The sequence below is a fragment of the Allobosea sp. genome, assembly GCF_048595345.1.
Taxonomy (GTDB): domain Bacteria; phylum Pseudomonadota; class Alphaproteobacteria; order Rhizobiales; family Beijerinckiaceae; genus Allobosea.
In genome coordinates, this window is the sequence record NZ_JBMDWH010000174.1 from 1 (window position 1) to 26,796 (window position 26,796).

The window sequence follows — 26,796 nt, forward strand, 5'->3', positions numbered from 1 at the left end:
TCGGCCGAGAAGGTCGGCAGTTCGATCGTCTCGACGCCGAGGGCCTCGACCCGGTCGAGGATCGCGGAGAAGTCCGAGAGATCGCCCTTCGGGTAGGGGGCGGAAATGCCGGTGCCGAGAACGCCGTTGGGCAGCATGGGATCAATCTCCGGAAGTCTAGCGAAGTGTCGGGTCGAGCTTGTCGCGCAGCCAGTCGCCGACGAGGCTGACGGCGAGCGTGGTGAGGACGATGGTCGCGGCCGGCGCCAGCATGATCCAGGGCGCACGGGTGAGGTATTCGCGGCCATAGCCGACCATGTTGCCGAGCGAGGTCATCGGCGGCTGGACGCCGAGGCCAAGGAAGGAGAGCCCGCTTTCGAGCAGGATCACTTCCGGGAAGGTCAGCGTCATGGAGACGATCAGCGTCGAGGCGATATTGGGCAGGATATGACGCAGATAGACGCGCGCCGGCGCGGCGCCGATCTGCCGCACCGCCCCGGCATAGCCCTGTGCGCCGGCCGAAATGGCGAGGCCGCGGGCGATGCGGGCATAACGCTCCCAGCCATAGAGGCCCATCAGGCCAATGAAGAGGGTCAGCCCATTGCCGAAGAAGGCGAGCACCGACAGCGCCAGGATCAGGAAGGGCATCGCCGCCTGGAAATCGGCCAGCATCAGCACGATCTGCTCGACCCAGCCGCGGAAATGCGCCGCCAGGAAGCCCATCACCGTGCCCAGCACCGCCGAGATGATGGTGGCGCCGAAGGCGACCAGCAGCGAGATGCGCACCGAGACGATCAGCCGCGAGAGCACATCGCGGCCGAGCTCGTCCGTGCCCAGCCAGTGAAGCGGGTGAAAGGGCGGCGCCAGCCGGTTCTTCAGATCGTAGGCGGTGAAGCGATAGGGCTGGATCCAGTCGGCCGCCAGCGCGACGGCGATGATCAGCGCCAGCCAGGCGAGGCCGACCCAGACCAGCAGCGGCACGCGGCGCCGGGGCTTTGGCGTCGGCTTGGAGGCGGCGGCGGGACCGGCGGAGGCGGTGATGTCGGCCATCTCAATGCGCTCCCGCCTTTGCGCCGCTGCGCAGGCGCGGATCCATCACACCGTAAAGCAGATCGACGATGAGGTTGGACGACACCATGGTGATCGCGACCAGCAGCAGGATGCACTGGACCACCGCCAGATCGCGGTTGGCGACCGCGACGACCAGCAGGCGCCCGACGCCGGGCCAGGAGAAGACGCTTTCCACCACCACCGCGCCGGCGATCAGGCTGCCGACCATGAAGCCGACGATGGTGACGGTCGGGATCGCGGCGTTGGGCAGGGCATGGCCGCGCACGACGCGCGCCCAGGGCACGCCCTTGGCGCTGGCCGTGCGGATATAGGGCTGGCCCAGCACCTCCAGCATCGCCGAGCGGGTGAAGCGGGCGAGCACCGCCGCGCCGCCGATGCCGAGCGTGAGCACCGGCAGGATGGCATGGCGCCAGCTTTCCTGCCCGCCAGAGGGCAGCCAGCCGAGCTGGACGGAAAACACCAGCACGAGGACGAGGCCGAGCACGAAGCTCGGCACGGTAAAGCCGGCGACCGCCGTCACCATCACCGCCCGGTCGATCAGGCTGTCGCGGTGGAGCGCGGCATAGATGCCGGCGGGAATGCCGATGCCGAGCTTCATCGCCAGCGCCGGCAGCGTCAGCGCCAAGGTCGCCGGGATGCGCTCGAGCACCAGCTGGAGGGCAGGGCGCCCGTCCCGCATCGACTGGCCGAGCTCGCCCTGACCGATCGCCGTGAAATAATGCAGATATTGCAGCCAGATCGGATCATCGAGGCCCCAGGCCTTGCGGAAAGCGGCGATCGCCTCCGGCGGCGCATCGACGCTCATGATGATCAGCGCCGGGTCGCCCGAGAGGCGCAGCACGATAAAGGCGAAGGTGACGACGAGCGCGACGGTGAGCGCCGCCCGGCCGAAGCGGATCAGGAGGAAACGCAGCATCAGCTCGCGGCCTTCATCAGGAAATTCGCCTGGTCATGCGCGACATGGCAGGCGGTGAGCCGCCCGTCCGGCAAGGGCAGGAGCGCCGGCGTCTCGACCTTGCAGCGCTCGCGGGCGGCGTGGCAGCGCGGATGGAAGGCGCAGCCCGAGGGGCGGGCGGCCGGATTGGGCGGATCGCCCTGCAGCACGATGCGCGGCCGGGCCCGGCGGCCGGGCACCGGCGAGGCGGAGACCAGCGCTTCGGTATAGGGGTGAGCAGGCGCATGCAGCAGCAGGTCCGCCTCGCCCTCCTCGACGATGCGGCCGAGATACATCACCGCGACGCGGTGGCTGACCTGCCGGACCACCTTGAGATCGTGGCTGATGAAGAGCAGGCCGAGGCCCAGCTCCTCCTGCAGATCCACCAGCAGATTGACCACCTGCGCCTGGATCGACACGTCCAGAGCCGAGACCGGCTCGTCGCAGACCAGGAGATCGGGCCCGGTCGCGAGTGCCCGCGCGATCACGGCGCGCTGGCGCTGTCCGCCCGAGAGTTCATGCGGGTAGCGGCCGCCCTGATCGGCCCTCAATCCGACGGATTGCAGGAGCGCCAGCGCCTTGTCGTTCCGTCCTCCGGGTTCGCCGAGGCCGTGGACGTCGAGCGGCTCACGCACCTGTTCGAGGATCGGCAGGCGCCGATCGAGCGCCCCCAGCGGGTCCTGATAGATCATCTGCATGCGCGCCCGCATGGCGCGCCATTCGCGGGTTCCGTCCTTCGGCAGAGGCTGGCCCCTGAACAGAACCGCACCGCGATCCGGCGGCTCCAGCCCGAGCGCGAGACGCCCGGCGGTCGATTTGCCGGAGCCGGACTCGCCGACGAGGCCGAGCGTGCGGCCCTTCTCCACAGTCAGCGAGACGCCGTCGACGGCATGCACCGCAGTCGGGCGGCCGAGCAGCCCGCGGCGCATGGAATAGCTGCGGCTGACCTCGCGCAAAGCGAGCAGGGTTTCGGCTGGCATCGGCTCGCTCATGCGAAGACGGGCTCGTGCTGAACCGGCGCCTGGGCCGGGGCGACGCGGATGCAGGCGGCACGGCGCTCCGGCGCCTTGTCGGCCAGGGGCGGCACACCCGCGTCGCAGGCGGCGAGGGCTTGCGGGCAGCGCGGTGCGAAGGCGCAGCCCGGCGGCAGGTTCCAGGGCTCGGGGACGTTGCCCTCGATCGGCGAGAGCCGGCGGCGCACGCCGTCCAGCGGCGGCAGGGCGCTGATCAGCCCCCGCGTATAGGGATGCAGCGGCCGCTGGAAGAGGAGGTCGGCCGGCGCGGTTTCGATGATGCGCCCGGCATACATCACGCAGACGCGGTCGCAGGTCTGCGAGATGACGCCGAGATCATGGCTGATCAGCACCAGCGCCATGCCGGTTTCCTGCCGGATGCGGGTGAGCAGTTCGAGAATCTGCGCCTGGATGGTGGCGTCGAGCGCCGTCGTCGGCTCATCGGCGACGAGGAGGTCGGGATTGCCGGCGAGCGCCATCGCGATCATCACGCGCTGGTTCTGCCCCCCCGAAAGCTCGTGCGGGAAAGCGTCGAGACGGCGCGCGGCATCGGGGATGCCGACGAGGTCGAAGAGACGCTTGGCCTCGGCCTTGATCGCCGAACCGGACAGGCCGCGATGGAGCGCCAGCGCCTCGCCGACCTGCTTTCCGAGCCGCAGCACCGGGTTCAGCGCGCTCGCCGGGTCCTGGAAGATCATGGCGATGCGCCCGCCGCGGACATCGTCGAGCACGGCCGGCGCGACGCCGAGCAGCTCGCGCCCGTCGAGCTGGACGCTGCCCGTCACCTTCGCCTTCTTCGGCAGCAGGCCCAGCGCCGCCAGCCAGGTGACCGACTTGCCGCAGCCGGATTCGCCGACGAGCCCCAGCGCCTCGCCGCGCCCGACCGAAAGGTCGATGCCGTGGAGGGCGCGGACCCCGTCGAAGGAGACCGCGAGGTCGCGGATCGTGACGAGAGGTTCGGGGCGGGCGACCATCGCGTCAGACCATGTTTCCGGCGCGGAAATCCATGTACTCGACCGGATAGGCCTGCCACGGGATGTCCTTGGCCTTGCCGTAGAACATGGTCAGATCGTGCAGGGCGGTGCCCGGCGGATCGACCTCGTCGTAGATTTCCAGCATGCGGCGGAAGACGCGCTTGCGCTCCGCAGTGTCGAGCGAGCTCTGCAGGACCGGGCAGAGCTGGTTGAACTCGTCATTCGCCCAGGTCTTGGCGACGGCCTGGACATTGCCCGCCGGGCCGTAGCGGCGCACCATCGCGCCCACCGGATCCTGCCAGAAGATGGTGTCGGAAGCATCGAAGATGCCGAGGCCCGGCTGATAGACCTGCGGCCAGCTCTCCTTCACCTCGATCTCGACGTTCAGCCCCACCGAACGCCACATTTCCTGAAGGATCTGAGCGGTCTGGACCTGAAGCGTGTAGTAGTTGTTGAGCACGCGATAGGCGATGCGGCGGCCGTCATAGCCGGCATCCTTGAGCAGAGCCCTCGCCTTGTCGGGGTCGAAGGCCGGGCCCTTGTAATCGGCGAGGTAGAGATCGCCATAGCTCTTGTCCTGGTGGCCGTTGGGCACCCAGGTGCGGCCGTCATAGAGGCTGTCGACGATGGCCTGCCGGTCGATCGCCCAGGAGAGCGCGCGGCGCACGCGCGGATCGGCCAGTGCCGGATCGAACTTGTTGTAGGCGATCGCGCGCACGTTCTGGATCGCGCCGCCGGCGATCTCGCGGCCGGCCATGGCCTTGATCGTCGGCAGCTGGTCGGGCGAGACCTCGGTGATGAACTGGGCCTCGCCGGTGGCGAGCTGGTTCAGCCGGCTGGCCAGCTCGGGCACCACCCGGAACTCCAGCTCCTCGGCCATGGGCCGCCCGCCCCAATAGGCGTCATGCGCGGCGAAGACGAAGCGGCGGTCATAGGAGAATTCCTTGACCTTGAACGGCCCCGTGCCGACCGGCGCCTTTTCCCAGGCGGCGAAACCGGCGGCGGCGAGATAGGCCTTCTTGGAGATGATCTGCCCGCCCCAGCCGGCGAGGCGCCGCTCCAGCAGCGGGTCCGGCCCCTTGGTCGTGACGCGCACGCTCATCGGGCCTGTGGCCTCGACGCGCTCCAGGGTCGGCAGGAAAGGCCGCGTCTGGGCATAGCCCGGCGCCTTGGGATCGGACATGCGCTCGGGGCCGAAGGAGAAGGCGACGTCCTCGGCGGTCATGACCCCGCCATCATGGAAGCGGACGCCCTCGCGCAGTGTGAAGTCCATCGTCGTCGGCGAGATGCGGGTCCAGCCGGTCGCCAGCGCCGGCACCAGCTTCGCGCCGTTGCGGTAATCGATGCCGATCAGATTGTCGAAAAGGTTGTAGCCCATGCGAAAGCCGACATTGCCGTAGTCGCGCACCGGCTCGAGCGTCGCGACATTGGGCGAATTCGGCATCGCCACGACGATGCGCTTGAGCCCCTGCGCCCGCAGCGGAGCGAGAGAGAACCCGGCGAGCGCGGCGGCGCCAGCTCCGAGAAGAGCGCCGCGGCGCGTGATCGAAAACGACATGATCCGTTGTCCTGTCTCGCGGTAAGGCCGGCCCAGGTGGGCTCAGCCCATCCCGCCCCAGTTCGAAGCGCGGAAATCCATCGCGAAGGACTGGCCGGTCTTCCAGCGGATGTCCTTGCGCTTGGCCGTGAAATTCGCCGTCTGGTGGAGAACCGTGTAGGCCGGGTCCTCGCGCTCGCAGATTTCCAGCATGCGGCGGAAGGCGGTCTTGCGCTTCGCCTGCTCCATCGAGCTTTCCAGCACCTCGGAGAGCGTGCCCATCTCCTCGTTGCGCCATTCGCCGATCTGCCATTGCTGGCCGGTCGGCCCGTGCTGGGCGACGATGGAGGAGACCGGATCGTTGTAGGAGGCACTGTTGGACCAGTCGCGCACCGCGCGGCTCGGCCCCTTGGCGAGAACCTGCGGGAAGTTCTCCTTCATCTCGACCGCGACGTTGAGCCCGACCTCGCGCCAGCTTTCGACGAGGATCTGCGCGGTCGCGACCTGGCCGGTATAGTAGTTGTTGAGCAGCCGGTAGGGGATCGGCTCGCCCTTGTAGCCGCTCTCCTTCACCAGCTTGCGGGCCAGCGCCATGTCATAGGCCGGCACCGCCCAGTCCTCGACCATCATCGGCCCGTAGAAATCGAACTGCAGGCCCTTCGGCACACGGGTCTTGCCGGCCCAGAGCGCCTCGACGATGGCCTGCCGGTCGATCGCATGCGTCATCGCGCGGCGGATCAGCGGGCTTTCGAGCTGCGGATGGCTCTTGTCGAAAACGGTGAGGCGGTGATTGGAGATCAACCCGCCCAGGATCTCGTGGCGACCGGTGGCGGCGATGTCCGCAATCTGGTCCGGCGGGATATCGCAGGCGAAATCATATTCGCCCGCGCGCAGGCCGTTGATGCGGGAGGCGATCTCCGGCACCTCGACGAAGCGGATCTGCTTCAGCGGCGGGCGCCCGCCCCAATAGGCGTCGTGCGAGACCAGCGTCAGCGACTGGTCGGGCTTGAATTCGGCGACCTTGTAAGGCCCGGTGCCGACCGGCTTGCGGGCCCAGTCCAGCCAGTTCTGCGCCGCCATGAAGGCCTTGCGCGAGATGATGACGCCGACATTCCGCGAGATACGCCCTTCCAGCGTGATATCCGGCGTCTTGTTGACGAAGCGCACCGTGCGCGGATTGACGATCTCGATGCGTTCGAAGGCCGGATAGGCGCGCTTGGCGACGGCCACGACCTCTGCCGGGGGCTGCTTGCTGCCCTGGCCTGCCGTCACCGACCCGAACAGACCGGCCGCGCCGGCTTCGCTCGCCCCACCCCACATGCGCTCGGCGCCGAAGGAGAAAACGACGTCCTCGGCCGTCATCGGCTCGCCGTCATGGAAGGTGACTCCCTCGCGAAGCGTCAGCTCGACCGTGCGGTCGTCGATGCGACGCCAGGCGGTGGCGAGGGCGGGTTGCAGCGAAAGGTCGCCGAGCCAGTCGATGTCGATCAGCGGCTCCAGCAGGCTGGAGAGAACGCGGGTGCCGACATTGGACTGTTCGCGCAGCGTCTCCAGCGTGTTGGTGTTGACCACCTTCTGCACCGCGACGGTGATCGAGGGGCGGGTGTCCGCCTGCGCGATCGCGAAGCCCGGCAGAGCGAGCGTGCCTCCCGCGGCGGCGCCGAGGCGCAGGAACTGGCGGCGGTCGAACGGGGTCATGCGCAAACCTGGTGTGTTGTCTTGAAAAAACGGCCGGCGCTTCAGCGCGCCGGCCGGGTCGGTCGCTCAGCTGCGGCCGCCCCAGTTCTCGGCGCGGAAATCCATCGCGAAGGCGGGAGAGGCCTTCCAAGCCAGCGCCTTGGGCTTGGCGGTGAAGGTCGCGTTCTGGTGCAGCACCGTGTAGGCGGGGTCCTCGCGCTCGGCGATCTCCAGCATGCGGCGGAAGGCCTGCTTGCGGCGGGCCTTGTCCATCGAGGTTTCGAGCTCGACGGCGAGGCGGTTCAGCTCCTCATTGGTCCATTCGCCGATCTGCTGCTGCTGGCCGTTGGGGCCGTGCTGGCTGACCATCGAGGAGACCGGATCGTTGAAGGGGGCGGAGTTCGACCAGTCGCGCACGGCGCGCGTCGGCGTGCGCTCCAGCACCTGCTGCCAGTTCTCCTTCATCTGGATGTCGATGTTGAGGCCGGCCTCCTTCCACATCTCGACCAGGATCTGCGCCGTCGGCACCTGGTTGGTGTAGTAGTTGTTGAGCAGGCGGTAGGGGATCGAATCGCCCTTGTAGCCCGACTGCTTGACGAGGTCCTTGGCGAGCTTGAGGTCGAAGGCCGGCACCGACCAGTCCTCGATGAACATCTCGCCGTAATAGGGCCATTGCAGACCCTTCGGCACGACGGTGCGGCCGGCCCAGAGCGAGTCGACGATGGCTTGCCGGTCGATCGCATGGGTCATGGCGCGGCGCACCAGCGGGTTGGCGAGCTGCGGGTGGTTCTTGTCGAAGACGGTGAGGCGGTGGTTCAGGATCGTGCCGCCCTGCACCTCGAACGCCTTGTTCTGCTCGATCTGGGCGATCTGGTCCGGCGGGATGTCGCAGGCGAACTGGTATTGGCCCGAGAGCAGGCCGGCGATGCGGGCGGCGGTTTCCGGCACCTCGACGAAGCGGATCGACTTCAGCGGCGGGCGGCCGCCCCAATACTCGTCATGGGCTTCGAGAAGCAGCGACACGTCCGGCCGATACTCGGCGACGCGGTAGGGGCCGGTGGTGACAGGCTTGGTGGCCCATTCCGAATAGGTCTTGGCCTCTTCGAAGGCGCGGCGGTTCATGATCTCGCTGCCATAGCGCGAGATGCGGCCTTCCAGGGTGATGTCGGGCGTGCCGTTGACGAAGCGCACCGTGTGCTTGTCGACGATCTCGATGCCGAGCAGGGCCGGCCAGTTGCGCCGCGCCACGGCCGGCACTTCCGGCGGCAGATCCTTGGAGGCGCGCCCGCCGCCGATCGAGAAATCGGCGCGGATGGTTTCGCCCTTCACCGGCTTGGTGTCGCCGAACATGCGCTCCCTGCCGAAGGAGAAGGCGACGTCCTCGGCCGTCATCTCGTCCCCATTGTGGAACTTCACGCCCTTGCGCAGCTTCAGCTCCACCGTGCGGTCGTCGATGCGGCGCCATTCGGTGGCGAGACCGGCGACGGTTTCGAGCTGGCCGAGCCAGTTGCGGCCGATCAGCCCTTCCCACAGCGAGGAGAAGAACACCCGCTCGCCGACATTGGACTGCTCGCGCAGCACGTCGAGTGTGTTGGTGTTGGAGACCTTCTGCACGGCGATCGTGATCGAGGGCCGGTTGTCGGCCTGCGCGATCGCGAAGCGGGGCAGGATCAGGGAAGACGCGCCACCTGCGAGCGCCGCCCGGCGCGTGATCGGGAACCCAGCCATGACGTTTCTCCACCGCTCGTGAACGGGGCGGAGCGGTAGGTCCGGCGGATGACGCTCTCGTGACCGTTTGCCGGAGCTTCCGTGACAGAGGACGATTGCCTAGCTGGCTCAATTATCCTTTGATGCCAATGTTCTGGAAGCGTTCGATGCGAAAATCGTGGAGGGGAATTTCGGTTCCTCCCGTCGCGATCAGCTCCGCCATGGTGTCGCCGACGCCCGGCCCGACCTGAAACCCCGAGCCGCTGAAACCGAAGGCATGAAAGAGGCCGGGCGTCGTGGACGAGACGCCCATCACCGGCAGCATATCGGCCATGTAGCCCTCGCAACCCGACCAGGTCCGGATGATCGAGACGTCCGCGAGCGCCGGCAGCAATCGCACCAGCGCCTTCAGCTGGCCGGGCAGGCGGGCGGGATCGGCCCTGGCATGGCCGGGATCGAGATCGACCTCCACACGCTCGGCCGCGCCGCCGAAGACGATGTTGCCGCGCTCGACCTGACGGAAATAACCGTCCATGCCGTGCTCGCGCGACCAGATGCCGACAACCGGGAGGATGCGGTGCGGAAGCGGCTCGGTGACGCCCATTTGCGGCCCGCGCGGGCTCAGCGGCACCGGCTCGCCGAACCGGGCCGCGATCCGCGCGCCCCAGGCGCCGGCGGTGTTGAGCAGCCTGTCGCTCTCGAAGACGCCTTTGGCGGTGGTGACGCGAAAGCCTGCGGGGGTCCGCTCGATTGCACTGACCGCCGCCTCTTCCACGATCGTGGCGCCCAGTGCCGCGGCGGCCGCCGCGAAGGCCGGCGCGATCAGCCGCGGATTGCCCGAGCCGTCATGCGGCGAGAAGGAAGCGCCGATCGCACCCGGCCCGAGCCCGGGAAAGCGCGCGCGGAGTTCGTTGCCGCCGAGTTCCGCGAGTTCCAGCCCCCAGGGCCGCGCCGCCTGCGCATAAGCGCGCATATCGTCGAGCGCATCCTCCTCGAAAACGAGGCGAAGATGGCCGGTGGCGCGGAACTCGACATCCCGGCCGAGCAGCCGCTCCGCTTCGCCCCAGATGGCGCGGGAGCGATGGGCCAAAGGCAGCTGCGTCAGGTGGCGGTTGGTCCGGCGGATATTGCCGAAGGAGGCGATGGTCGCGCCTGAGCCCACCCGGTTGCGCTCGATCAGCGTCACCTTGAGGCCGCGCCTCGCGAGAAAGAAGGTCGCGGCGGTGCCCATCAGCCCGCCGCCGAGCACGATCACGTCCATCATTCGCCTCCGGCCGGATCGCGGCCGATCCCCGTCTGTCCCCGAAGCTCGCGCGCCGGGGCGCCGAGGTCAAAGAGCCGATCACGGCAAGCCCATAAGCCGGGCCTATGGGCTTGCCCGGCATGTCACTTGGACGGAGCGGCGGTGAGCATGTCAGGTTTCGCGGCGAGTGGGAGACGGATCGACATGGCAGGCCAGACAGCAGTGGACGCGGTGGCGGATTGGAAGATCGGTGTCGATATCGGCGGCACCTTCATCGATTTCTGCGCGCTCGAAGCCCGCTCCGGCCGGGTCGCCTCGTTAAAGGTGCTGACCACGCCCGACGACCCCGGCGCCGAGCTGATGACGGGCCTGACCCTGCTCGCCGAGCGCGAGGGGCTCGATCCCAAGGCCGTCACGCGCTTCGTCCATGGTACCACGGTCGGGGTGAACACGATCATCCAGCGCAAGGGCGCGCCGCTGGCGCTCTTCACCAATGCCGGCTTCGAGGATGTGATCGAGCTCGCGCGGCTGCGCATGCCGGACGTCTACTCGCTGTTCTGCGCGCGTCCCGAACAACTGATCACGCGCGACCGGGTCTTCGGCATCCCGGCCCGGATGCGCTCGGACGGGCGCCAGACGATGAAGCCCGACCTGACCGTCGTCGCCAGCGCCGTCGCGGCGGCCAAGGCGCGGGGCGCGGCCGGAATCGTCGTCGCCTTCCTCCACGCCTGGCGCGACGGCGCGCAGGAGGAGGCAGTGAAGGCCGAGATCGGCAGGCTCGCGCCCGACTTGTTCGTCTTCGGCTCGGCGGAGGTCTGGCCGGTAATCCGCGAATATGAGCGGACCACCACCGCGATCCTCAACGCCTATGTCCATCCGCGCATCGCCGGCTATCTCACCGCGCTCGAGGACAGGCTGAAGGGGCGCGGGGTTTCGGCCCCCTGCCTGCTGACCAAGTCGAATGGCGGCGTGATGAATGCGGCCGAGGGCAAGCGCTCCTGCGTGTCGATGCTGCTGTCGGGCACCGCCTCGGGCGTGATCGGCGCCGCCTGGTTCGCCCGCCAGGCCGGTGAACAGCGCATCCTGACGCTCGACATCGGCGGCACCTCGGCCGATTTCGCGCTCATCGTCGATGGCGAGGCGCAATATGGGACGGGCGAGATGATCGGCGAGTTCCCGCTTCACATTCCCTCTGTCTCGGTGAGCTCGATCGGCATCGGCGGCGGCTCGATCGCCTCCGTGGACGGGCAGGGCGTGCTGCGTGTCGGCCCGGAATCGGCCGGCTCGACGCCTGGGCCCGCCTGCTATGGCCGCGGCGGCAAGAACGCCACGGTGACGGATGCGATGGTCGTCTGCGGCTGGCTCGGCCATAGCGAGATGGCCTATGGCCAGCTCAGCATGAATGCCGACCTCGCCCGGGCGGCGGTCGGGCGCCTGGCCGACAAGCTCGGCCGGCCGCTTGAGGAGACCGCTCAGGCGATTCTGGACATCGCCGTGTCAGAGATGTTCGTCGAAGTGGAGAAGCTCGCCTCGCGGGCGGGCGTCGACCTCAAGGATTTCGCCCTCATGCCCTTCGGCGGGGGCGGGCCGATGCTCGGCGCCTTCCTCGCCCGCGAGCTCGGCATGGGCCGGGTGATCGCACCCCGGCGCCCCGGCGTCGTCTCGGCGCTGGGCGGGCTCGTTGCGGATCTGCGCGGCGACTTCGTCCGCACGCTGTTCGCTCATCTGGGTGCGGAGGCGATGCCGCAGCTGCGCAGTGCCTTTGCCGCCATGATCGCGGAAGGGCGCGCCTGGCTCGCGGCGCAAGGCCATGAAGGCCCGGCGGAGCTGCAGCTGTCGGCCGATATGCGCTATCTCGGCCAGAGCTACGAGATCGAGGTGCCGCTCCAGCCTGCCTGGCTCGAGGGCGGGAACGAGCAGGCCATCGCCGACGCTTTCCACGAGACGCATGCGCGGATCTATGATTTCGACGACCCGACGGGACGCATCGAGATCGTCAATCTGCGCCTCTCCGCCATCGGTGCGGGGCCGTCCGTCGCCTTTCCGCAGCACGAGGAAGTGATGGCGGAGGCTGCCCCGGAGCGGCTCATCACCGTCCATACCGGCGGCGAGACGCGGCAGGTCGGACTCTATCGCCGCGTCGCCCTGACGGCCGGCAGTCGCTTCGCCGGCCCCGCCGTGGTGGCGCAGGAAGACACCACCGTCGCAATTCCGGCCGGCGCCTCGGCGCGGGTCGACCGCCATCTCAACCTGCACCTCACCTTCGCGGAGTAACCCCGATGTTCGACCGCATGAAGCTCCAGGTGCTCGCCAACCATGCGCGCGGCGCCGCCGAGAACATGGCGCATACGCTCCAGCGCACGGCCCATTCCGCCTTCGTCAAGGAGACGGAGGATTTCACGGTGATGCTGATCAGCCGCAAGGGCGACACCTTCGCCGTGCCGATGGAGCTGGGCGCGACCTGGTATCCCGGGCTCTCCTGGGCACCCGCGATCGCGGCTGTGCAGGATTACAAGCCCGGCGACGTCGCCTTCACCAACGACCCTTACGCCTGCTACGTCGCCACGCATGCGCCCGACACCCATTTGTGGAAGCCGGTGTTCTACGATGGCGAGATCGTCGCCTGGACGGGCGGCCATATCCACAACACCGATGTCGGTGGCGCCGTACCGGCTTCGCTGTCGCGCGCGCTGACCGAGATCCATCAGGAAGGCATCCGCTTTCCGCCGATGAAGCTCGTCAACGAAGGCGTCTTCGACGAGCAGATCCTGCGGATCATGACGACGAACGTCCGCAAGCCCGATCTCAATATCGGCGACATCAAGGCGCTGGTCGGCTCGCTGAACACGGGCGAGCGCAAGGTGCTGGCGATGATCGAGAAATTCGGCAAGGAGGCTTTCCTCGAAGGCGTCGATGCCCTGCTCGATCATGCCGAGGCGCAGGCCCGCGAGGTGCTGCGCTCGATGCCGGACGGCACCTGGGAATTCGCCGACTACGCCGACGAGGATTCGGTCGAGGCCAATCCCTGCCGGCTCAAGCTCACGCTGACCATTCGCGGCGACGAGGCGGTCCTCGATTTCACCGGCACAGACCCGCAGCTCGGTTCCTCGCTGAACGTCCCGACCGGCAGCAATCCGCGCCATACGCTGCTGCTCGTCGGCGTCTATTACGTGCTCTACACGCTGAACCCGAAGATCCTGCTGAACACGGGCCTCACGCGCCCCTTCACCTGCATCGCGCCGGAAGGCACCGTGCTGAACCCGGTTTTCCCCGGTGCGGTGGGCATGCGCTCGCTCACCTGCGCGCGTCTGCGCTCCGTCATCTTCGGCGCTTTCTCGCAGGCCGTGCCGGAGCGGCTGCCGGCCGCGCCGGCCGGCAACAACTGCATCGTCAACGTCATGACCATGGACGACCGGACCAATCGCACCGTCATCGCTGCGGTGAATCCGGTGGTCGGCGGCGGCGGCGGCATGCCGCATCGCGACGGCACGAATGGCTCGGGCGCCGATGCCGCCTATCTGCGCAACACGCCGATCGAGATCACCGAGACCGAGACGCCGGTCGAGTTCATCAAATACGGGCTGGCCAGGGACAGCGGCGGTCCCGGCCGTTGGCGCGGCGGGCTCGCCACCGACATGGCCTTCCGCGTCTTCGCGCCAGACAGCCGGGTCACCGTCCGCAACCGCGACCGCAGCTTCTTCCGGCCCTGGGGCGTCCTGGGCGGGCGTGCCGCCGGGCTCTCCGACATGGTCGTCAATCCTGGCCAGCCGAATGAGAAGCGCCTCGGCAATATCGACACGGCCGTGCTGCAGCCGGGCGACGTGCTTGCGATCCGTTCCGCCGGCGGAGGCGGGCGCGGGCACCCCTTCGACCGCGAGGCGGCGCGCGTTGCCGAGGATGTGGCACGGGGCTATGTTTCGCCGGAGGCGGCGGAGCGGGACTATGGCGTGGTGATCCGGGACGCCGCGCTCGACGAGGCCGCGACGCAGGAGCGCCGGGCCGACAGAGCGCCGGTCACGGGCCATTTCCATTTCGGTCCCGAACGCGAGGGCTATGAGGCGCAATGGACCGGCGAGGCCTATGACCGTCTGACCACGCTTCTCGCCGGCCTGCCGATCCATTGGCGCTTCTTCGCCAAGACCGAGATCTTCCGCCGCATGGCCGGCAAGAGCGGTGCCGATGGGGTGGCCCAGGCTTACGCGGAGGCGCGCCAGCGCTTCCCGGAGATGCCGGAGAGCGACGTCGTCCTGGCCGAGGCCGCGGAGTGAGCGCGGGCCGGCTGGTGCGCCTGGCCGAAACGGATCGGCCGGCGCTGCGCTTCTCGCTCGACGGAAGCGCCCGCGAGGCTCTGGCGGGCGATACCGTGCTCACGGCGATCCTCTCCGTCGCGCCCGCCCTGCGGCGTTCCGAATTCGGGCAGGAGGGGCGGGCGGGCTTCTGCCTGATGGGCGCTTGCCAGGATTGCTGGGTCTGGCAGGAGGAGGGGCCCCGCATCCGCGCCTGCTCGACGCCTCTCGCCGAGGGCATGCGCCTCCTGACCGAAGCGCCGGGAACCTGGCCATGAGCGAGCCCAAGCCGCGCATCCTGATCGTCGGTGCCGGTCCGGCGGGAATCCGCGCGGCCGAGCTTCTGGCCGGCGCTGGCCTCGTGCCCGTCATCGTCGACGAGGCAGAGCGGGCGGGCGGACAGATCTATCGCCGCCCGCCCGCTGGCTTCGCCCGCACGGCGGCGACGCTCTACGGCTCGGAGGCGCAGAAGGCGACGGCGCTTCACCGCAGCTTCGACGCCCTGGTTGCGGCCGGGCAGGTGGTCCACCACCCCCGCAGCTCCGTCGCGGCCATCGCCGATGGGCAGGCGCATGTCATCGGTCCGACCGGGAGCCTTCGCATCGGCTTCGACCGCCTGATCTTGGCGACGGGGGCGATGGACCGGGTGGTGCCGGTGCCGGGCTGGGAGAATCCCGGCGTCTACGGCCTCGGCGCCATGCAGATCGCGCTGAAGGCGCAGGGTGCCGCGCTCGGCCGCCGCATCGTCCTCGCCGGTTCGGGACCTCTGCTGACCCTGCTCGCGGTCCAGCTGCTGAAGGCGGGCGCCGACGTCGCGGCGGTTCTCGACACCGCGCCGCTGGCCCATCAGATCCGGGGCTTCGGCGGCCTCGCGGCCCGTCCGGTCTTTGCGCTGCGGGGTCTGGCGATGCGCGCGCGCCTGGCGGGGCTGTACAACTCCGGCGTGACACTGGGCCGGATCGACGCGGATGCGAACGGGCCCGTCGCGCTGGTCTGGCACGACAGTGCCGGCCGCGAGCGGCGCACGGACTGCGATGCGGTCGGTCTCGGCTGGCATTTGCGTGCCGAAACCCGGCTGGCCGATCTCGCCGGCTGCGCCTTTGCCTATGACGACGCGTGGCGCCAGTGGCTGCCGCAGGCCGATGCGATGGGGCGGGCGGCGCCGGGCATCTACCTGGCCGGAGACGGGCTTCGCCTGCTCGGCGCGGACGGGGCCGAGATCGCGGGGCGGCTCGCGGCCGGCGCCTGCCTTGCCGATTGCGGCATGCCGGCGCCGGACCCGGGCGAGGATCTGCGTCGGTTGCGGCGTCTTTCACGCTTTGCCGGAGGGCTGGCGCGGGCCTTTCCCTGGCCGGGCGAGACGGCGGCGGCGCTGCCGGACGAGACGGTGGTCTGCCGCTGCGAGGGCATCACGGCCGGGGCGCTGCGCCATAGTGTCGATATCGGCGGCGGCGAGCTCAATCGCGCGAAGTCGCTCGGCCGGGTCGGAATGGGCCGCTGCCAGGGCCGCTATTGCGAATTGGCGGCGGCCGAAATCGCCGCCGCCCATGCCGGCCTCGCCGGAGCGGCGCTGGCGGGGCGCCTCAGGGGCCAGGCACCCGTGCGCCCGGCACCGGTCTCGGCGCTGCTCGACCCGGCGGAGCGCTAGCCGCCTTCAATCCGTTCCCGCCGCGGCACGATCGAGATTGGCCGCCCTCAGGCAGTCGCGCATCCACTCATGGCTCTGCGAGAGCGCCCGCTCCTTGCTGGTGAGGATCGCGATCGGCACCTGGATGCTCGGCGTGAAGGGTCGAGTGACGATGCCGTCGAACTGGCGCCAGGGCAGGAGCCCGTCGACGATGGCGATGCCGAGCCCCTCGCGCACGAAGGGCAGGGCCGTGATCGAGAGATCGATCTCGATTGCCGGGGCGTAGGGCAGGTCGTCCGCCTCCGCCGCCACGGCGAGCAGCCGCCCCTGCAGCGTGTCGAGGCGGTAGGAGATCAGGGCCTCTCCGGCGAGGTCACGCAAGCCGATATGCCCCTGCTGCGCCAGACGATGCCGCTGCGGCAGGACGCAGACGAGTTCGACATGCCCGATGGTCTCTGCCGCGATGCCCTGCTGGGGCAGATCGTTCATCGTGATCCCCAGCGAGACTTCGCCTTGGAGCAGCATCTCGACGATGCTCTGCTGGGAGGCGATCAGGGAGCGCACCACAATATCTGGATGCGCTTCGCGAAAGCGAGCCAGCGCCTGCGGGACGATCGACATCGAGGGCGGGGCGGAGGCTGCCAGGCGCACCAGCCCGGTGCGGCCATGACGCATGTCCACGGTCCGCCGCTTCAGCGTGTCGAGCTCTCCGAAGATGTGCTCGGCCTGGGTGTAGAGTTCCTGCGCCTCCTGGGTGGGCACAAGACGCCCGCGCACCCGGTCGAACAGCTTGAAGCCAAGCTGATCCTCGGTGTGGAGGAGGATCTGGCTCAACGCCGGCTGGGAGATGTTGAGCATCGCGGCGGCGCCGGTGACGGTGCCGGCCCGCATCAATGTGCAGAAGACTTCGAGTTGGCGCGCCCGCATCGCTTGGTCCAGCTGAGATCAGGGCAAGACATCGCCGCCGAGGCGGCCGATGTCCAGCCCGGATCGGCCCGGCCCGCCGTCGGTTAGAATTCCGCCACTTTGCCGAAGGCCGAGCCTTCCAGCCGCTCGGGGCGGAAATCGGCCGGATCGACGATCGGCGTCTGGCCGGTGACGAGGTCGGCGATGAGATGGCCCGCGCCGGGGCCGATGCCGAAGCCGTGGCCGCTGAAGCCGGCGGCCAGGATGAAGCCGGGCAGGCCGGTGAGTTCGCCGATGGCCGGCACGCCATCCGGCGTCGAGTCGATGTAGCCGGCCCAGCGGGCCTGCACGGGCACGCCGCGCAGCCCCGGCAGCAGCCGCAGGGCGCGCCGATGCGTCTCCTCGACCTGTTTGGGATCCGGCACGGGGTCCAGGATGCGGTTGGCCTCCATTGGCGTCGGCGCATCCAGCCGCCAGCGCTTCAGCGTCTCGTGACCCGCCTGCCAACCCTGAAGCCCGCCGACCGAGACGTTACGCCAGCGTCGCAGGAACATCGGCAAGAACTGCCGCGAATAGCGCAGTTGCTGCGGCGTGGGATCGATGCGGGCGCCCCCGCTGATCGCGAGCGCGTAGCCGCCATCGCCCCGCCGCGTCACCGAGACCTCGGTGGTGTGCAGCGCGTCGGGGATGTTCTGCGCGCCCGGCGCAACAGATAAAATCGACGACCGTGCAGAGGATTGCGGAAAGCGGATGCCATACTGGTTGAGGAACGACGATGCCCAGGCCCCACCGGCATGAATCACCGTCGTGGTGCGGATCGTGCCCTTTTCGGTGACGACGCCGCTGACCCGGCCGCCCTGCGTTTCCAGGCCGCGCGCGGCGCAAAACTGGTGGACGGTGCCGCCGGCGGCCATGACACCCCTGGCGATCATCGGCGCCGCGCGGGCGGTGTTGGCGATGCCATCGGTGGGAGAAAACACTCCGCCCTTCCAGCTCTTTCCGGTCGCGGCCCCGCGTGCCGAGGCCTCTGTGGGCGAGAGCATCTGGGTGACGACGCCTTCGCCCTGCGCAAAGTCCCGCCACTTCGCCCAGGTGGCCAGCTGCGCGTCGTCGTCGCTGAGATACAGCAGGCCGCAGCGGCGGAAGCCCAGATCCTCGCCGATCTCCTCGGCGAAACGGTCCCAGAGCGCGAGGCTTTTCGTCGCCATCGGCAATTCGCGCGCGTCGCGATTCTGCTGGCGGCACCAGCCCCAATTGCGGCTGGATTGCTCGGCGCCGATCCGGCCCTTTTCCACGAGCGCGACCTTGAGGCCGCGCCGGGCGAGGTAATAGGCGGCGGAGACCCCGACGATGCCGCCGCCGATCACCACGGCATCGGCGTTCGGCGGCAGGTCGGGGCTGGTTTCGATATGATGGAGCGGTGCCGGCATCAGGGTCTCCAGAGCTCGGGCCGGCCCAGATCAGGCCGGCGCCGAGGCATCGCAATCTCGATGAGCCCGCAGAATAGCGACGCCCCGCAACGCTGGGACACCGCAGATGGCGCTGCGGCAGCATGAGATTCCGCAGGAGCCCATCGTCACGGCGCGGGCGTTGCGGAAAGCCAAGTGCCAGAGCGTTTTCGTCCCCGGCATTTTCTGCCGGCCGATTGCTGCGGCGGCGCGTTTCCTGCATGCTCGTCCCGCAGGCCTCCTGCTCCGCATGAGGACCTGCGGCACAGGCGAGAGACGCAGATGAAGCTCGATCAGATCGATATCAAGATCCTCTACGAGCTGCATAAAAACGGCCGGATCACCAATGTCGAGTTGGCCGAGCTGGTCAATCTTTCGCCGAGCCCCTGCCTGATGCGCGTCAAGAAGCTGCAGCAGGAAGGCTACATCACCGGCTATTCCGCGCGCATCAACATCGGCAAGCTCGGCCAGACGCTGACCGTCTTCACCGAGGTGACGCTGAAGAACCATCGGCAGGTCGATTTCGCGCGGTTCCTCGCCTCGATCGAGAAGCTCGACCAGGTGGTGGAATGCCATCTGGTGTCCGGCGGCTATGATTACCTGGTCAAGTTCGTGACCAGCGGCATCATCGAGTACCAGACTCTGATGGAGCGGCTGATCGACCTCGATATCGGGATCGACAAGTATTTCAGCTTCGTCGTGCTGAAGTCGCCGATCGTGAAGCCGCATATGCCGCTGACCAGCCTGTTTCCGACGGGCGGCTGAGGCAAGGCCGGCCGGCGCGGTTCAGCGTTTGGCGAAGGCCGCCACCAGTTCCGGGTCGCGCTCCAGGCTGTCGAGCCAGCGCGGATCGAGCTTGGGCACGGACGACATCAGCAGCCGCGAATAGGGGTGGCCGGCCCGGCTGCCGACATCCCCGGCCGGCAACTGCTCCACCTTCTCGCCGTGATACATGACCGCGACCTCGTCGCAGATCGCCTGAACCGTGTTCAGGTCATGGCTGATGAAGAGATAGGACAGCCCCAGCTCGCGCTGCAGTTCCTTCAGCAGCTCGATGATCGCCGCGGCCACGACCGTGTCGAGCGCCGAGGTGATCTCGTCGCAGAGCACCAGCTCGGGATCTGCGGCGAGGGCGCGCGCCAGGTTGATCCTCTGCTTCTGCCCGCCCGACAATTCGGCCGGCAGGCGATGTTTCAGGGTCTTGGGCAGATGGACGAGATCGAGCAAGCGCTCGATCCGGGCGTCGCGAGCCTTGCCGCCCAGTCCGTGGTAGAAGGTCAGCGGCCGGCCGAGAATATCCTCGATCGACCGGGCCGGGTTGAGCGCCGTATCGGCCGATTGGAAGACGATCTGGAGTTTGCGCAGCGCCTCGCGCGAGCGATCCTTCGCCAGTGGCGCCAGCAATTTCCCATCGAAGCGGATGGTGCCCGAGGCCGGCGCGATCATGCCGGCGATGGTGCGTGCCAGGGTAGACTTGCCGCAGCCGGATTCGCCGATGACGCCGAGGTTGCGGCCACGTTCGAGCGTGAACCCGACCGAGCGGACGGCGAGGATCAGCGGCTGCCCATCCGCGCCGACCTTGCCATAGCCGGCGCTGACGGCATCCAGCTCCAGCACCGGAACGGGCTTGGCCTCTCCCGCCGGAGCGGGCGCGGCCGGCACCCTGGCCGGCGGCTTGAAGGCAGCCAGCAGTTCGGCGGTATAGGGATGCGCCGGCGCGGTCAGGATCTGCTCGGTCGAGCCGATCTCTTGGACCTGCCCGCCCTTCAGCACGACGATGCGGTCGGCGATCTGGGCGACGACGGCCAGATCATGGGAGACGTAGACGCCCGCCATGCGGCCGCGCTTCATCACCGATTTGAAGGCGCGCAGTACCTCGATCTGGGTGGTGACGTCGAGCGCGGTGGTCGGCTCGTCGAAGATCACCAGCTTGGGATCGGCGATCAGTGCCATCGCGGCCGAGAGCCGCTGCAGCTGGCCGCCCGAGACCTGGTGCGGATAACGCGCCCCGATGGTCTCCGGGGAGGGCAGCGAGAGCGCCGCGAACAGCTCGACCGCCTTCGCCTCGGCGGCCGCGCGCGGCATGGTGCCGTGGATGGCGGTGATCTCGATGACCTGGTCCATGATGCGCTGCGACGGGTTGAAGGCCGCCGCCGCGCTCTGCGGCACATAGGAGATTTCCCGGCCGCGCAGCCTCGCCCGCTCCGCCTCAGGCAATGCGACCATGTCGTGGCCGTCGATGGCGACGCTGCCGCCGGTGATGCGGCAGCCCGGGCGGGTGTAGCCCAGGAGGGTCAAAGCGATGGTGGTCTTGCCGGAGCCGCTCTCGCCGATGAGCGCGACGATCTCGCCGGGCGCAATAGCGAAGTCGACGCCCTTGATGATGGCGACGCGGCGGCCGGAATCGGTGGTCGCCTCGACCTCGAGCCCATGGATCTCGACGAGGTTGCTCATCAGGCGCTCCTGTCGCGGATCTTGCGCGGCAGATTGTCGATCAGCAGGTTGACCGCGATGGTGAGGCTGGCAATGGCGAAGGAGGGCGCCATCACCGCCGGCGCGCCGAAGGGCAGTCCGCCGATGTTCTCGCGCACCAGCGCACCCCAATCGGCGTTGGGGGGCTGCACGCCGAGCCCGAGGAAGGACAGGCCCGACAGCAGCAGCACGATGAAGACGAAGCGGATGCCGACATCGGCGAAGACCGGGCCGATGATGTTGGGCAGGATCTCGGAGCGGATCAGATAGGGCAGGCCCTCGCCGCGCAGCCGCGCCACGGTGACGAAATCGGTGGTGTTGACATTGACCGAGAGCGCCCGGGCGAAGCGGTAGGAACCGGGAATGTAGATCACCGACAGCGTCAGGATCAGCACGGGGATCGAGGAGCCGACGCCGGCGACGACGACGAGGCCGAAGAGCTTGCTCGGGATCGAGTTCAGCGCATCGAGGAAGCGGCTGAGCGCGGCGTCGAACCAGCCGCCGGTGACGGCCGCCGCCATGCCGAGCGCGACGCCGGTGGTGCAGGCCAGCAGCGTCGCGGCCAGGGAGATGCCGACGGTGTAGCGCGCCCCGAACAGGATGCGAGAGAGCATGTCCCGGCCGAGATAGTCGGTGCCGAGCGGAAATTCGCGGCTGAGCGGCCCGAAATAGTCCATGTCGACGATATCGCCGACCGCATGCGGGGTGATCAGCGGCGCGATGACCGCGATGACCGCCCAGAAGGCGACCACCGTGAGGCTCAGCCAGCCGACGGCGTTGAAGCTGTAGCCCGGCAGCAGGGTCTTGCGGGAAGTGACGGCCTCGGTGCCCATGATCAGCGCAATTTCGGGTTCGACAGGATGGCGACGATGTCCGCCGTCGTGATCAGCAGCAGATAGACGAAGCAGAAGATCATGGCGCAGCTCTGGATCAGCGGCAGATCGCGCGTCGCCACCGCATCCACCATCAGCTTGGCGATGCCCGGATAGTTGAAGATCGTCTCGACGATGATCACGCCGCCGAGCAGGTAGGAGAGCGAGAGGGCCACCGCGTTGACGATCGGGCCCAGCGCGTTCGGCAGGGCATGGCGCAGCACGATCCGGGCGCGCGAAGCGCCCTTCAGCCGGGCCATCTCGACATAGGGCGTGTCGAGCGCTTCGACGACCGCCGCCCGCGACATGCGGATCATCTGGGCCGAGATCACGAAGCTCAGCGTCATCAGCGGCATGGCATAGATCCGCAGCAATTCGGCGAAGGAAGAGACATCCCGCGCGATCGACAGAGAGGGCAGCCATTTCAGCCAGACCGCGAAGATCAGCACGGCCGAGGTCGCGACCATGAATTCCGGCACGGAGATCACCGTGATCGTCGCCACCGTGACCGCCCGGTCGTAGACCGACCCGCGCAGCATGGCCGAGGTGATGCCGAGCGTCAGCGCGATCGGCACGGCAAAGAGCGCCGTCGCCGCCGCCAGTTGCAGCGAGTTGCCGAGCCGGCCCGCGATCAGCTGCGCGATCGGCCGATTATTCGCATAGGAGACGCCAAGATCGCCCGTGACGAGCCCGCCGATCCAGCGGAAGAAGCGCAGGATGGCCGGGTCGTTGAGATGCATCGCGGCGCGCAGCCCCGCCACGGCCTCGGGCGTCGCCGCCTGGCCGAGCAGAACCTCGGCCACGTCGCCCGGCAGGATCTGCGTGGCGCAGAACACGACGAAGGAAACGATCACCAGGGTGACGAGCGCCAGCGCCAGGCGGGCGCCCAGCAAGGGCAGGATCGGCGAGTTCATCGGCGCTCCCGAAGAGGGCGCCTCCCGGGGCGAGAGGGGCAGGGGCGGGGAGACCGGGCTCCGCGCCCGGTCTTGCGATCATGGATGGCGTGCCCGCCCGCAGCTCACCGGGAGGCGGGCATGCCACATGCCGATTTCAGCCTTCCAGCCAGACATATTCGGCGAAAGCGTAGCCCATCTGTCCGCCGAGCGGGTTCGGCTGCAGGCCCTTCAGCTTCTTCGAGATCGCGTCGACATTGGAGATGTAGACCGGAATGGCCGTGCCGGCTTCTTCCGCGACCATCACCTGCATCTCGCCATAGATCTGCTTGCGCTTGGCTTCGTCGAGCGAGCCGCGCGCCTCGAGCAGCATGCGGTCGAATTTCTCCGACTTGTACTGACTCTCGTTCCAGGGCGCGCTGGAGGCGTAGAGCAGCGAGAACAGAATGTCCGGCGTCGGCCGCGGATTGATGTTGCCGAAATGGACCGGCGCCTTCAGCCAGTAGTTCGACCAGTAGCCGTCCGAGGGGACGCGCTGCACGTCGAACTTCATGCCGATCGCGTTGCCCGCCTGCTGCACCAGCACCGCCATGTCGACCGCCGAGGCGGGCGCCTCGGAGGTGATGATCGGGATCGACTGGCCGATGAGACCGGCCTTGTTGAAATGGAACTTCGCCTTTTCGGGGTCGAAGGCCTTCGGCTTCAACTCCTTGTTGTGATAGGCGCTCGCGGGCGAAATCGGCTGGTCGTTGGCGATCTCGGCGAGGCCGCGCAGCGCCGCCGTCTGGATCTGCTGACGGTTCAGCAGGTATTTCATGCCGGTCACGAAATCCATCTTGTCGCCCGGAGCCATGTCCATGCGCATGTTGAGATTCGTGTAATTGCCGGAGGTGGTCTTCGACAGGGCCACGTTGGGCTGGCTGTCGACCAGGCGCATCGAGCGCGGGCTGATCGAGGCGGCAAGCTGGATGTCGTTGGCGATCAGCGCGTTGACGCGGGCGGTGTCGTCGGTGATGGCGAAATACTCGAAGGAGTCGAGATTGGCGCCCCCGGGCTTGAAATAGTTCTTGTTCTTCAGCGCGATCGAGCGGACGCCCGGCTCGAAGCTCTCGCAGGTGAAGGCGCCGGTGCCGACCGCCTTGGCGAAGTTCGTGGTGCCGTCCTGGACGATCATGAAGTGATGCATCGAGAGGATCGTCGGCAGGTCGCCGTTCGGCGCAGCCAGAGTGAGCTCGACGGTCAGCGTATCGACCGCCTTGAACTCCGTCATCTGCTTGGCGATCGAGTTGACCTTGGAGCCGGTGGCCGGGTCGAGGTGGCGCTTCAGCGAGAAGATCACGTCGGCGGAGGTCAGCGGCTTGCCGTCATGGAAGACGATGCCCTTCTTGAGCTTGATGGTCCAGACCTTGGCGTCCTTGGACTCGATCGATTCCGCCAGCTCCATCTCCGGCACGCCGCTCTGCGGCAGGAAGGTCAGGCGGTTGTAGAAGGCGCAGCAGCGCACATAGTCGGTCGAGAGCGACGCCTTGGCCGGGTCCAGCGTGTCGGCGGTCGAGGAGGACCAGCCGGCCGCCTTGAGGTTGCCGCCCTTCACCGGGGTCGCGGCGAGCGCGGAATCGGCTCGGGTCAGGATGAGGCTGCCGGCCGAGGCGGCGAGGCCGCCCGCCATCAGCATCTGCAGCAGGTCGCGGCGGCTGGCGCCGCGGCGGATGGCGTTCTCGACCAGGGCGTCGTCGGCGCTGGTCCAATTGGAAACGGGCTTGTCGGTCATCGCGGTCCCCTCATCTCTGTTGCCGCCGGTGCGCCGGCTCGTCGTTGTTTTCTTGCGGCGGCTCTTCAGGCCGCCTTGCTGGTATCGACGGCAGCGGCGAGCGCTGCCATCGAGGTGAAGTGGTAGTCTGGACGGGTGAACTGCTCGGGCTCGATCGTGCCGCCATAACCCGGCTGGGCATGGCGCCGTTCGATCCAGCAATTGGTCAGGCCCAGGCGCCGGGAAATGCCGATGTCGTGATACTGACTCTGGGCGACATGCAGGATCTGGTCGCGCGAGCCGCCCTCGGCTTCGACGAAGGCGAAGACCTGCTCGAAGAAGGCGGGGTCGGGCTTCTCAGTACCTGTGTCGTCAACGGTGAAGCCCGCATGGAACGGCTCCCCGAGAGCGGCCGCGAAATGCGTGAAGGCCCAGCGCTGCGCATTCGTCATCGCGATCAGCTTGTAGCGCTTTGCCAAGCTCGCCAGCGCCTCGACACTGTCGGGGAAAGATCGCCAATCCGCGACGGAGGCACGCAGCCGCGCCGCATGGGCCTCTCCGACAGGCAGGCCCAGCTGCGGCGCGATGACGCCGTAGACCCGCGCCAGATCGTCCGGGAAGCGCTGGACATCGGGCATGTAGCGGGCTGCGCGATACAGGCCGAGCGCCTGTTCGCCATTGAGCGTCGTCCCGGCCTCCTGCGCGATCGCGGCGAGGCAATCGACCAGCCCGCCCTCGAAATCGATCAGCGTGCCGACGACGTCGAAGGTCAGGTAACGAAATTCGCCGAGCGGCTTGGTCATGGGCTCTCCGCCTGACAGGTCTGCCGCATCGCATCCCGAGATGGACGCGATGAGGAAGACCTCGATGTCGCTGTCGCGACGGTTGTGCTCTGTTCCCCGGCCACATCTGCGGTGGCCTGGATCGAAGTGTGTCACGGCGGCTTCGCCGAAGTCACCGAATGTCCAAAACCGGGCGGCACAAAATTCCGTATTCGCCGCCCGCGCGGAATATCGGCGAGGTGCCTCTCATGCCATCGCGGCGCGCACATCCGGGTCGGCGAGGGTCTCGTCCAGCGTCTTGCGGGTGCGCTCGACGATCGCGTCGATCTCCGCGTCGGTGCAGCAGAGCGGCGGCGCATAGCCCAGAATGCCGTTGGCGAAGGCGCGGATGACGAGGCCATTGCCCCAAGCGCGGTCGAAGACGCGCTGGGCCGGCAGGCAAGCGGCGGGAAGCGGCGTCTTCTTCGCCTTGTCGGTCACGAGTTCGACCGCCGCCAGCATGCCGCGTCCGCGCACCTCGCCCACCAGCGGATGGTCGGACAGCCCATGGAGCCCCTCCATCAGCCGCGCTCCGGCCTTGCGGCCGTTGTCGAGCAGGCCGTTCTCATAGAGGCGCAGCACCTCGAGGCCGACAGCGGCACTGACCGGATGGGCGGAGTAGGTGTAGCCATGGCCGACCGCAGCGGCGCCGGCACCGTCCGCGATCACCTGATAGATCTTCTGCGACATCAGCACGGCGCCCATCGGCACATAGCCGGAGGTCAGGCCCTTGGCGACGGTCATCAGGTCCGGCACGATGCCCTCGTCCTCGCAGGCGAAGAGCGGGCCGGTGCGGCCGAAGCCGGTGATGACCTCGTCCGCGACGAACAGGATGTCGAGCTCGGCGCACAGCTCGCGCATGGCCTTGACCCAGCCAGGCGGCGGAACCAGCACGCCGCCGGAGCCCTGGATCGGCTCGCAATAGAATGCGGCGACGCGCTCCGGCCCGCCCAGTTCCGCGACCTTGGCCTTCAGCGCGTCGAGCGAGGCGGCGATGACGGCGGCCGGCTCGGCCCCGACAGGGTTGCGATAGGTGTAGTGCGACGGAATCTTGTGCTGCCAGTCATAGGGCACACCGAAGCCGGCATGGAAGACGGGCAGGGCGGTCAGGCCCGCGCCAACGGTCGAGGAGCCGTGATAGCCCTGCGCGATGGAGATGAACTGGTCCTTCTCCGGCTTGCCGCGCGCGCCCTGATAGTAACGGATGAAGCGCACGGTGGAGTCGACCGCATCGGATCCGCCGAGGGTGAAGTAGACGCGGTCGAGATCGCCGGGAGCGCGCTCTGCCAGTTCGGCGGCCAGCCGGATCGCCGGCTCGGAACCGAGGCTGAAATAGCCGGTGGCATAGGCGAGTTCGCGCATCTGGCTGGCCGCGGCTTCGACGATGCTCTCCTGGCCGTAACCGGCATTCACGCACCACAGACCCGCGAAGCCGTCGATGAGCTGGCGGCCTTCGGCGTCGGTGACGGTCGCACCCTTGGCCGAGCGCAGCACGCGCACCCCGGCCTTCTCATGGCCGCGATAGGACGCGACGGGGTGGATCCAGTGGTCGCGATCCAGTTCGATCAGCGAATTGCTCAGCATGG

Annotated in this window: 21 protein-coding genes; 5 read left to right on the forward strand and 16 right to left on the reverse strand. The window is 68.2% G+C overall.

What is annotated here, in order from left to right; translation table 11 throughout:
* Positions 1 to 156 precede the first annotated feature (156 nt).
* The 8 genes from ACOJTB_RS15920 to ACOJTB_RS15955 all read right to left on the reverse strand — a co-directional run bounded on the left by ACOJTB_RS15920 (position 157) and on the right by ACOJTB_RS15955 (position 10,153).
* Positions 157 to 1,029 (reverse strand): ABC transporter permease, encoded by an 873-nt coding sequence (locus ACOJTB_RS15920; RefSeq protein ID WP_420103503.1) that lies wholly within the window; start codon positions 1,027 to 1,029, stop codon positions 157 to 159.
* Position 1,030: 1 nt separating this feature from the next.
* The gene (locus ACOJTB_RS15925) at positions 1,031 to 1,966 is read right to left on the reverse strand and encodes an ABC transporter permease (protein ID WP_420103504.1); all 936 of its coding nucleotides are present in this window, start codon (positions 1,964 to 1,966) and stop codon (positions 1,031 to 1,033) included.
* On the reverse strand, positions 1,966 to 2,976 hold the full coding sequence (locus ACOJTB_RS15930) for an ABC transporter ATP-binding protein (RefSeq protein WP_420103505.1): 1,011 nt from the start codon (positions 2,974 to 2,976) through the stop codon (positions 1,966 to 1,968). Before ACOJTB_RS15930 ends, ACOJTB_RS15925 begins: the two co-directional genes overlap by 1 nt.
* Positions 2,973 to 3,971, reverse strand: a complete 999-nt coding sequence (locus tag ACOJTB_RS15935) for an ABC transporter ATP-binding protein (RefSeq protein WP_420103506.1) — start codon at positions 3,969 to 3,971, stop codon at positions 2,973 to 2,975. The genes ACOJTB_RS15930 and ACOJTB_RS15935 overlap by 4 nt, the downstream gene beginning before the upstream one ends.
* Positions 3,972 to 3,975: 4 nt before the next feature.
* Positions 3,976 to 5,529, reverse strand: coding sequence for an ABC transporter substrate-binding protein (locus ACOJTB_RS15940; RefSeq protein ID WP_420103507.1), 1,554 nt, complete (start codon positions 5,527 to 5,529; stop codon positions 3,976 to 3,978).
* A 42-nt stretch (positions 5,530 to 5,571) separates the two neighbouring features.
* The gene (locus tag ACOJTB_RS15945; RefSeq protein ID WP_420103508.1) at positions 5,572 to 7,206 is read right to left on the reverse strand and encodes an ABC transporter substrate-binding protein; all 1,635 of its coding nucleotides are present in this window, start codon (positions 7,204 to 7,206) and stop codon (positions 5,572 to 5,574) included.
* Positions 7,207 to 7,272: 66 nt separating this feature from the next.
* Positions 7,273 to 8,913 carry an ABC transporter substrate-binding protein gene (locus ACOJTB_RS15950; protein WP_420103509.1) on the reverse strand — a complete coding sequence of 547 codons (1,641 nt, stop codon included), beginning with the start codon at positions 8,911 to 8,913 and terminating at the stop codon, positions 7,273 to 7,275.
* 112 nt (positions 8,914 to 9,025) lie between these two features.
* Positions 9,026 to 10,153, reverse strand: coding sequence for an NAD(P)/FAD-dependent oxidoreductase (locus ACOJTB_RS15955; RefSeq protein WP_420103510.1), 1,128 nt, complete (start codon positions 10,151 to 10,153; stop codon positions 9,026 to 9,028).
* Positions 10,154 to 10,339: 186 nt separating this feature from the next.
* On the opposite strand from ACOJTB_RS15955, the gene ACOJTB_RS15960 reads away from it, so the two are divergent.
* Genes ACOJTB_RS15960 through ACOJTB_RS15975 form a run of 4 tightly spaced genes read left to right on the forward strand, consistent with a single transcriptional unit; the run spans position 10,340 to position 16,069 of the window.
* Positions 10,340 to 12,409: a hydantoinase/oxoprolinase family protein gene (locus ACOJTB_RS15960; RefSeq protein WP_420103511.1), complete on the forward strand. Its 2,070-nt coding sequence runs from the start codon at positions 10,340 to 10,342 to the stop codon at positions 12,407 to 12,409.
* 5 nt (positions 12,410 to 12,414) lie between these two features.
* The gene (locus tag ACOJTB_RS15965; protein ID WP_420103512.1) at positions 12,415 to 14,403 is read left to right on the forward strand and encodes a hydantoinase B/oxoprolinase family protein; all 1,989 of its coding nucleotides are present in this window, start codon (positions 12,415 to 12,417) and stop codon (positions 14,401 to 14,403) included.
* On the forward strand, positions 14,400 to 14,699 hold the full coding sequence (locus tag ACOJTB_RS15970; RefSeq protein WP_420103513.1) for a (2Fe-2S)-binding protein: 300 nt from the start codon (positions 14,400 to 14,402) through the stop codon (positions 14,697 to 14,699). The genes ACOJTB_RS15965 and ACOJTB_RS15970 overlap by 4 nt, the downstream gene beginning before the upstream one ends.
* Positions 14,696 to 16,069 carry an FAD-dependent oxidoreductase gene (locus ACOJTB_RS15975; RefSeq protein WP_420103514.1) on the forward strand — a complete coding sequence of 458 codons (1,374 nt, stop codon included), beginning with the start codon at positions 14,696 to 14,698 and terminating at the stop codon, positions 16,067 to 16,069. The genes ACOJTB_RS15970 and ACOJTB_RS15975 overlap by 4 nt, the downstream gene beginning before the upstream one ends.
* Positions 16,070 to 16,075: 6 nt before the next feature.
* Here ACOJTB_RS15975 and ACOJTB_RS15980 read toward each other — a convergent pair whose 3' ends face one another.
* Together ACOJTB_RS15980 and ACOJTB_RS15985 are read right to left on the reverse strand one after the other, a co-directional pair.
* Complete coding sequence (locus tag ACOJTB_RS15980; protein WP_420103515.1) at positions 16,076 to 16,975, reverse strand: LysR family transcriptional regulator; 900 nt, start codon at positions 16,973 to 16,975, stop codon at positions 16,076 to 16,078.
* 83 nt (positions 16,976 to 17,058) lie between these two features.
* Positions 17,059 to 18,384: an NAD(P)/FAD-dependent oxidoreductase gene (locus tag ACOJTB_RS15985; protein WP_420103516.1), complete on the reverse strand. Its 1,326-nt coding sequence runs from the start codon at positions 18,382 to 18,384 to the stop codon at positions 17,059 to 17,061.
* 300 nt (positions 18,385 to 18,684) lie between these two features.
* Between ACOJTB_RS15985 and ACOJTB_RS15990 the strand changes: the two genes are divergently transcribed.
* Positions 18,685 to 19,167 (forward strand): Lrp/AsnC family transcriptional regulator, encoded by a 483-nt coding sequence (locus tag ACOJTB_RS15990; protein WP_420103517.1) that lies wholly within the window; start codon positions 18,685 to 18,687, stop codon positions 19,165 to 19,167.
* 21 nt (positions 19,168 to 19,188) lie between these two features.
* Here ACOJTB_RS15990 and ACOJTB_RS15995 read toward each other — a convergent pair whose 3' ends face one another.
* The 6 genes from ACOJTB_RS15995 to ACOJTB_RS16020 form a co-directional block, all read right to left on the reverse strand.
* Positions 19,189 to 20,856: an ABC transporter ATP-binding protein gene (locus ACOJTB_RS15995; protein ID WP_420103518.1), complete on the reverse strand. Its 1,668-nt coding sequence runs from the start codon at positions 20,854 to 20,856 to the stop codon at positions 19,189 to 19,191.
* The gene (locus ACOJTB_RS16000) at positions 20,856 to 21,707 is read right to left on the reverse strand and encodes an ABC transporter permease (protein ID WP_420103519.1); all 852 of its coding nucleotides are present in this window, start codon (positions 21,705 to 21,707) and stop codon (positions 20,856 to 20,858) included. The genes ACOJTB_RS15995 and ACOJTB_RS16000 overlap by 1 nt, the downstream gene beginning before the upstream one ends.
* Before the next feature lie 2 nt (positions 21,708 to 21,709).
* Positions 21,710 to 22,660, reverse strand: coding sequence for an ABC transporter permease (locus tag ACOJTB_RS16005; RefSeq protein WP_420103520.1), 951 nt, complete (start codon positions 22,658 to 22,660; stop codon positions 21,710 to 21,712).
* 136 nt (positions 22,661 to 22,796) lie between these two features.
* Positions 22,797 to 24,410, reverse strand: a complete 1,614-nt coding sequence (locus ACOJTB_RS16010) for an ABC transporter substrate-binding protein (RefSeq protein WP_420103521.1) — start codon at positions 24,408 to 24,410, stop codon at positions 22,797 to 22,799.
* Between the two features lie 65 nt (positions 24,411 to 24,475).
* Positions 24,476 to 25,192 carry an HAD-IA family hydrolase gene (locus ACOJTB_RS16015; RefSeq protein ID WP_420103522.1) on the reverse strand — a complete coding sequence of 239 codons (717 nt, stop codon included), beginning with the start codon at positions 25,190 to 25,192 and terminating at the stop codon, positions 24,476 to 24,478.
* 225 nt (positions 25,193 to 25,417) lie between these two features.
* Positions 25,418 to 26,794, reverse strand: a complete 1,377-nt coding sequence (locus ACOJTB_RS16020; protein ID WP_420103523.1) for an aspartate aminotransferase family protein — start codon at positions 26,792 to 26,794, stop codon at positions 25,418 to 25,420.
* Positions 26,795 to 26,796 lie beyond the last annotated feature (2 nt).

Bases quoted from the DNA above. Each gene is read 5' to 3' on its own strand.
- ACOJTB_RS15920 (WP_420103503.1), bottom strand. From the start codon at position 1,029: ATGGCCGACATCACCGCCTCCGCCGGTCCCGCCGCCGCCTCCAAGCCG.
- ACOJTB_RS15925 (WP_420103504.1), bottom strand. From the start codon at position 1,966: ATGCTGCGTTTCCTCCTGATCCGCTTCGGCCGGGCGGCGCTCACCGTC.
- ACOJTB_RS15930 (WP_420103505.1), bottom strand. From the start codon at position 2,976: ATGAGCGAGCCGATGCCAGCCGAAACCCTGCTCGCTTTGCGCGAGGTC.
- ACOJTB_RS15935 (WP_420103506.1), bottom strand. From the start codon at position 3,971: ATGGTCGCCCGCCCCGAACCTCTCGTCACGATCCGCGACCTCGCGGTC.
- ACOJTB_RS15940 (WP_420103507.1), bottom strand. From the start codon at position 5,529: ATGTCGTTTTCGATCACGCGCCGCGGCGCTCTTCTCGGAGCTGGCGCC.
- ACOJTB_RS15945 (WP_420103508.1), bottom strand. From the start codon at position 7,206: ATGACCCCGTTCGACCGCCGCCAGTTCCTGCGCCTCGGCGCCGCCGCG.
- ACOJTB_RS15950 (WP_420103509.1), bottom strand. From the start codon at position 8,913: ATGGCTGGGTTCCCGATCACGCGCCGGGCGGCGCTCGCAGGTGGCGCG.
- ACOJTB_RS15955 (WP_420103510.1), bottom strand. From the start codon at position 10,153: ATGGACGTGATCGTGCTCGGCGGCGGGCTGATGGGCACCGCCGCGACC.
- ACOJTB_RS15960 (WP_420103511.1), top strand. From the start codon at position 10,340: ATGGCAGGCCAGACAGCAGTGGACGCGGTGGCGGATTGGAAGATCGGT.
- ACOJTB_RS15965 (WP_420103512.1), top strand. From the start codon at position 12,415: ATGTTCGACCGCATGAAGCTCCAGGTGCTCGCCAACCATGCGCGCGGC.
- ACOJTB_RS15975 (WP_420103514.1), top strand. From the start codon at position 14,696: ATGAGCGAGCCCAAGCCGCGCATCCTGATCGTCGGTGCCGGTCCGGCG.
- ACOJTB_RS15980 (WP_420103515.1), bottom strand. From the start codon at position 16,975: ATGCGGGCGCGCCAACTCGAAGTCTTCTGCACATTGATGCGGGCCGGC.
- ACOJTB_RS15985 (WP_420103516.1), bottom strand. From the start codon at position 18,384: ATGCCGGCACCGCTCCATCATATCGAAACCAGCCCCGACCTGCCGCCG.
- ACOJTB_RS15990 (WP_420103517.1), top strand. From the start codon at position 18,685: ATGAAGCTCGATCAGATCGATATCAAGATCCTCTACGAGCTGCATAAA.
- ACOJTB_RS15995 (WP_420103518.1), bottom strand. From the start codon at position 20,856: ATGAGCAACCTCGTCGAGATCCATGGGCTCGAGGTCGAGGCGACCACC.
- ACOJTB_RS16000 (WP_420103519.1), bottom strand. From the start codon at position 21,707: ATGGGCACCGAGGCCGTCACTTCCCGCAAGACCCTGCTGCCGGGCTAC.
- ACOJTB_RS16005 (WP_420103520.1), bottom strand. From the start codon at position 22,660: ATGAACTCGCCGATCCTGCCCTTGCTGGGCGCCCGCCTGGCGCTGGCG.
- ACOJTB_RS16010 (WP_420103521.1), bottom strand. From the start codon at position 24,410: ATGACCGACAAGCCCGTTTCCAATTGGACCAGCGCCGACGACGCCCTG.
- ACOJTB_RS16015 (WP_420103522.1), bottom strand. From the start codon at position 25,192: ATGACCAAGCCGCTCGGCGAATTTCGTTACCTGACCTTCGACGTCGTC.
- ACOJTB_RS16020 (WP_420103523.1), bottom strand. From the start codon at position 26,794: ATGCTGAGCAATTCGCTGATCGAACTGGATCGCGACCACTGGATCCAC.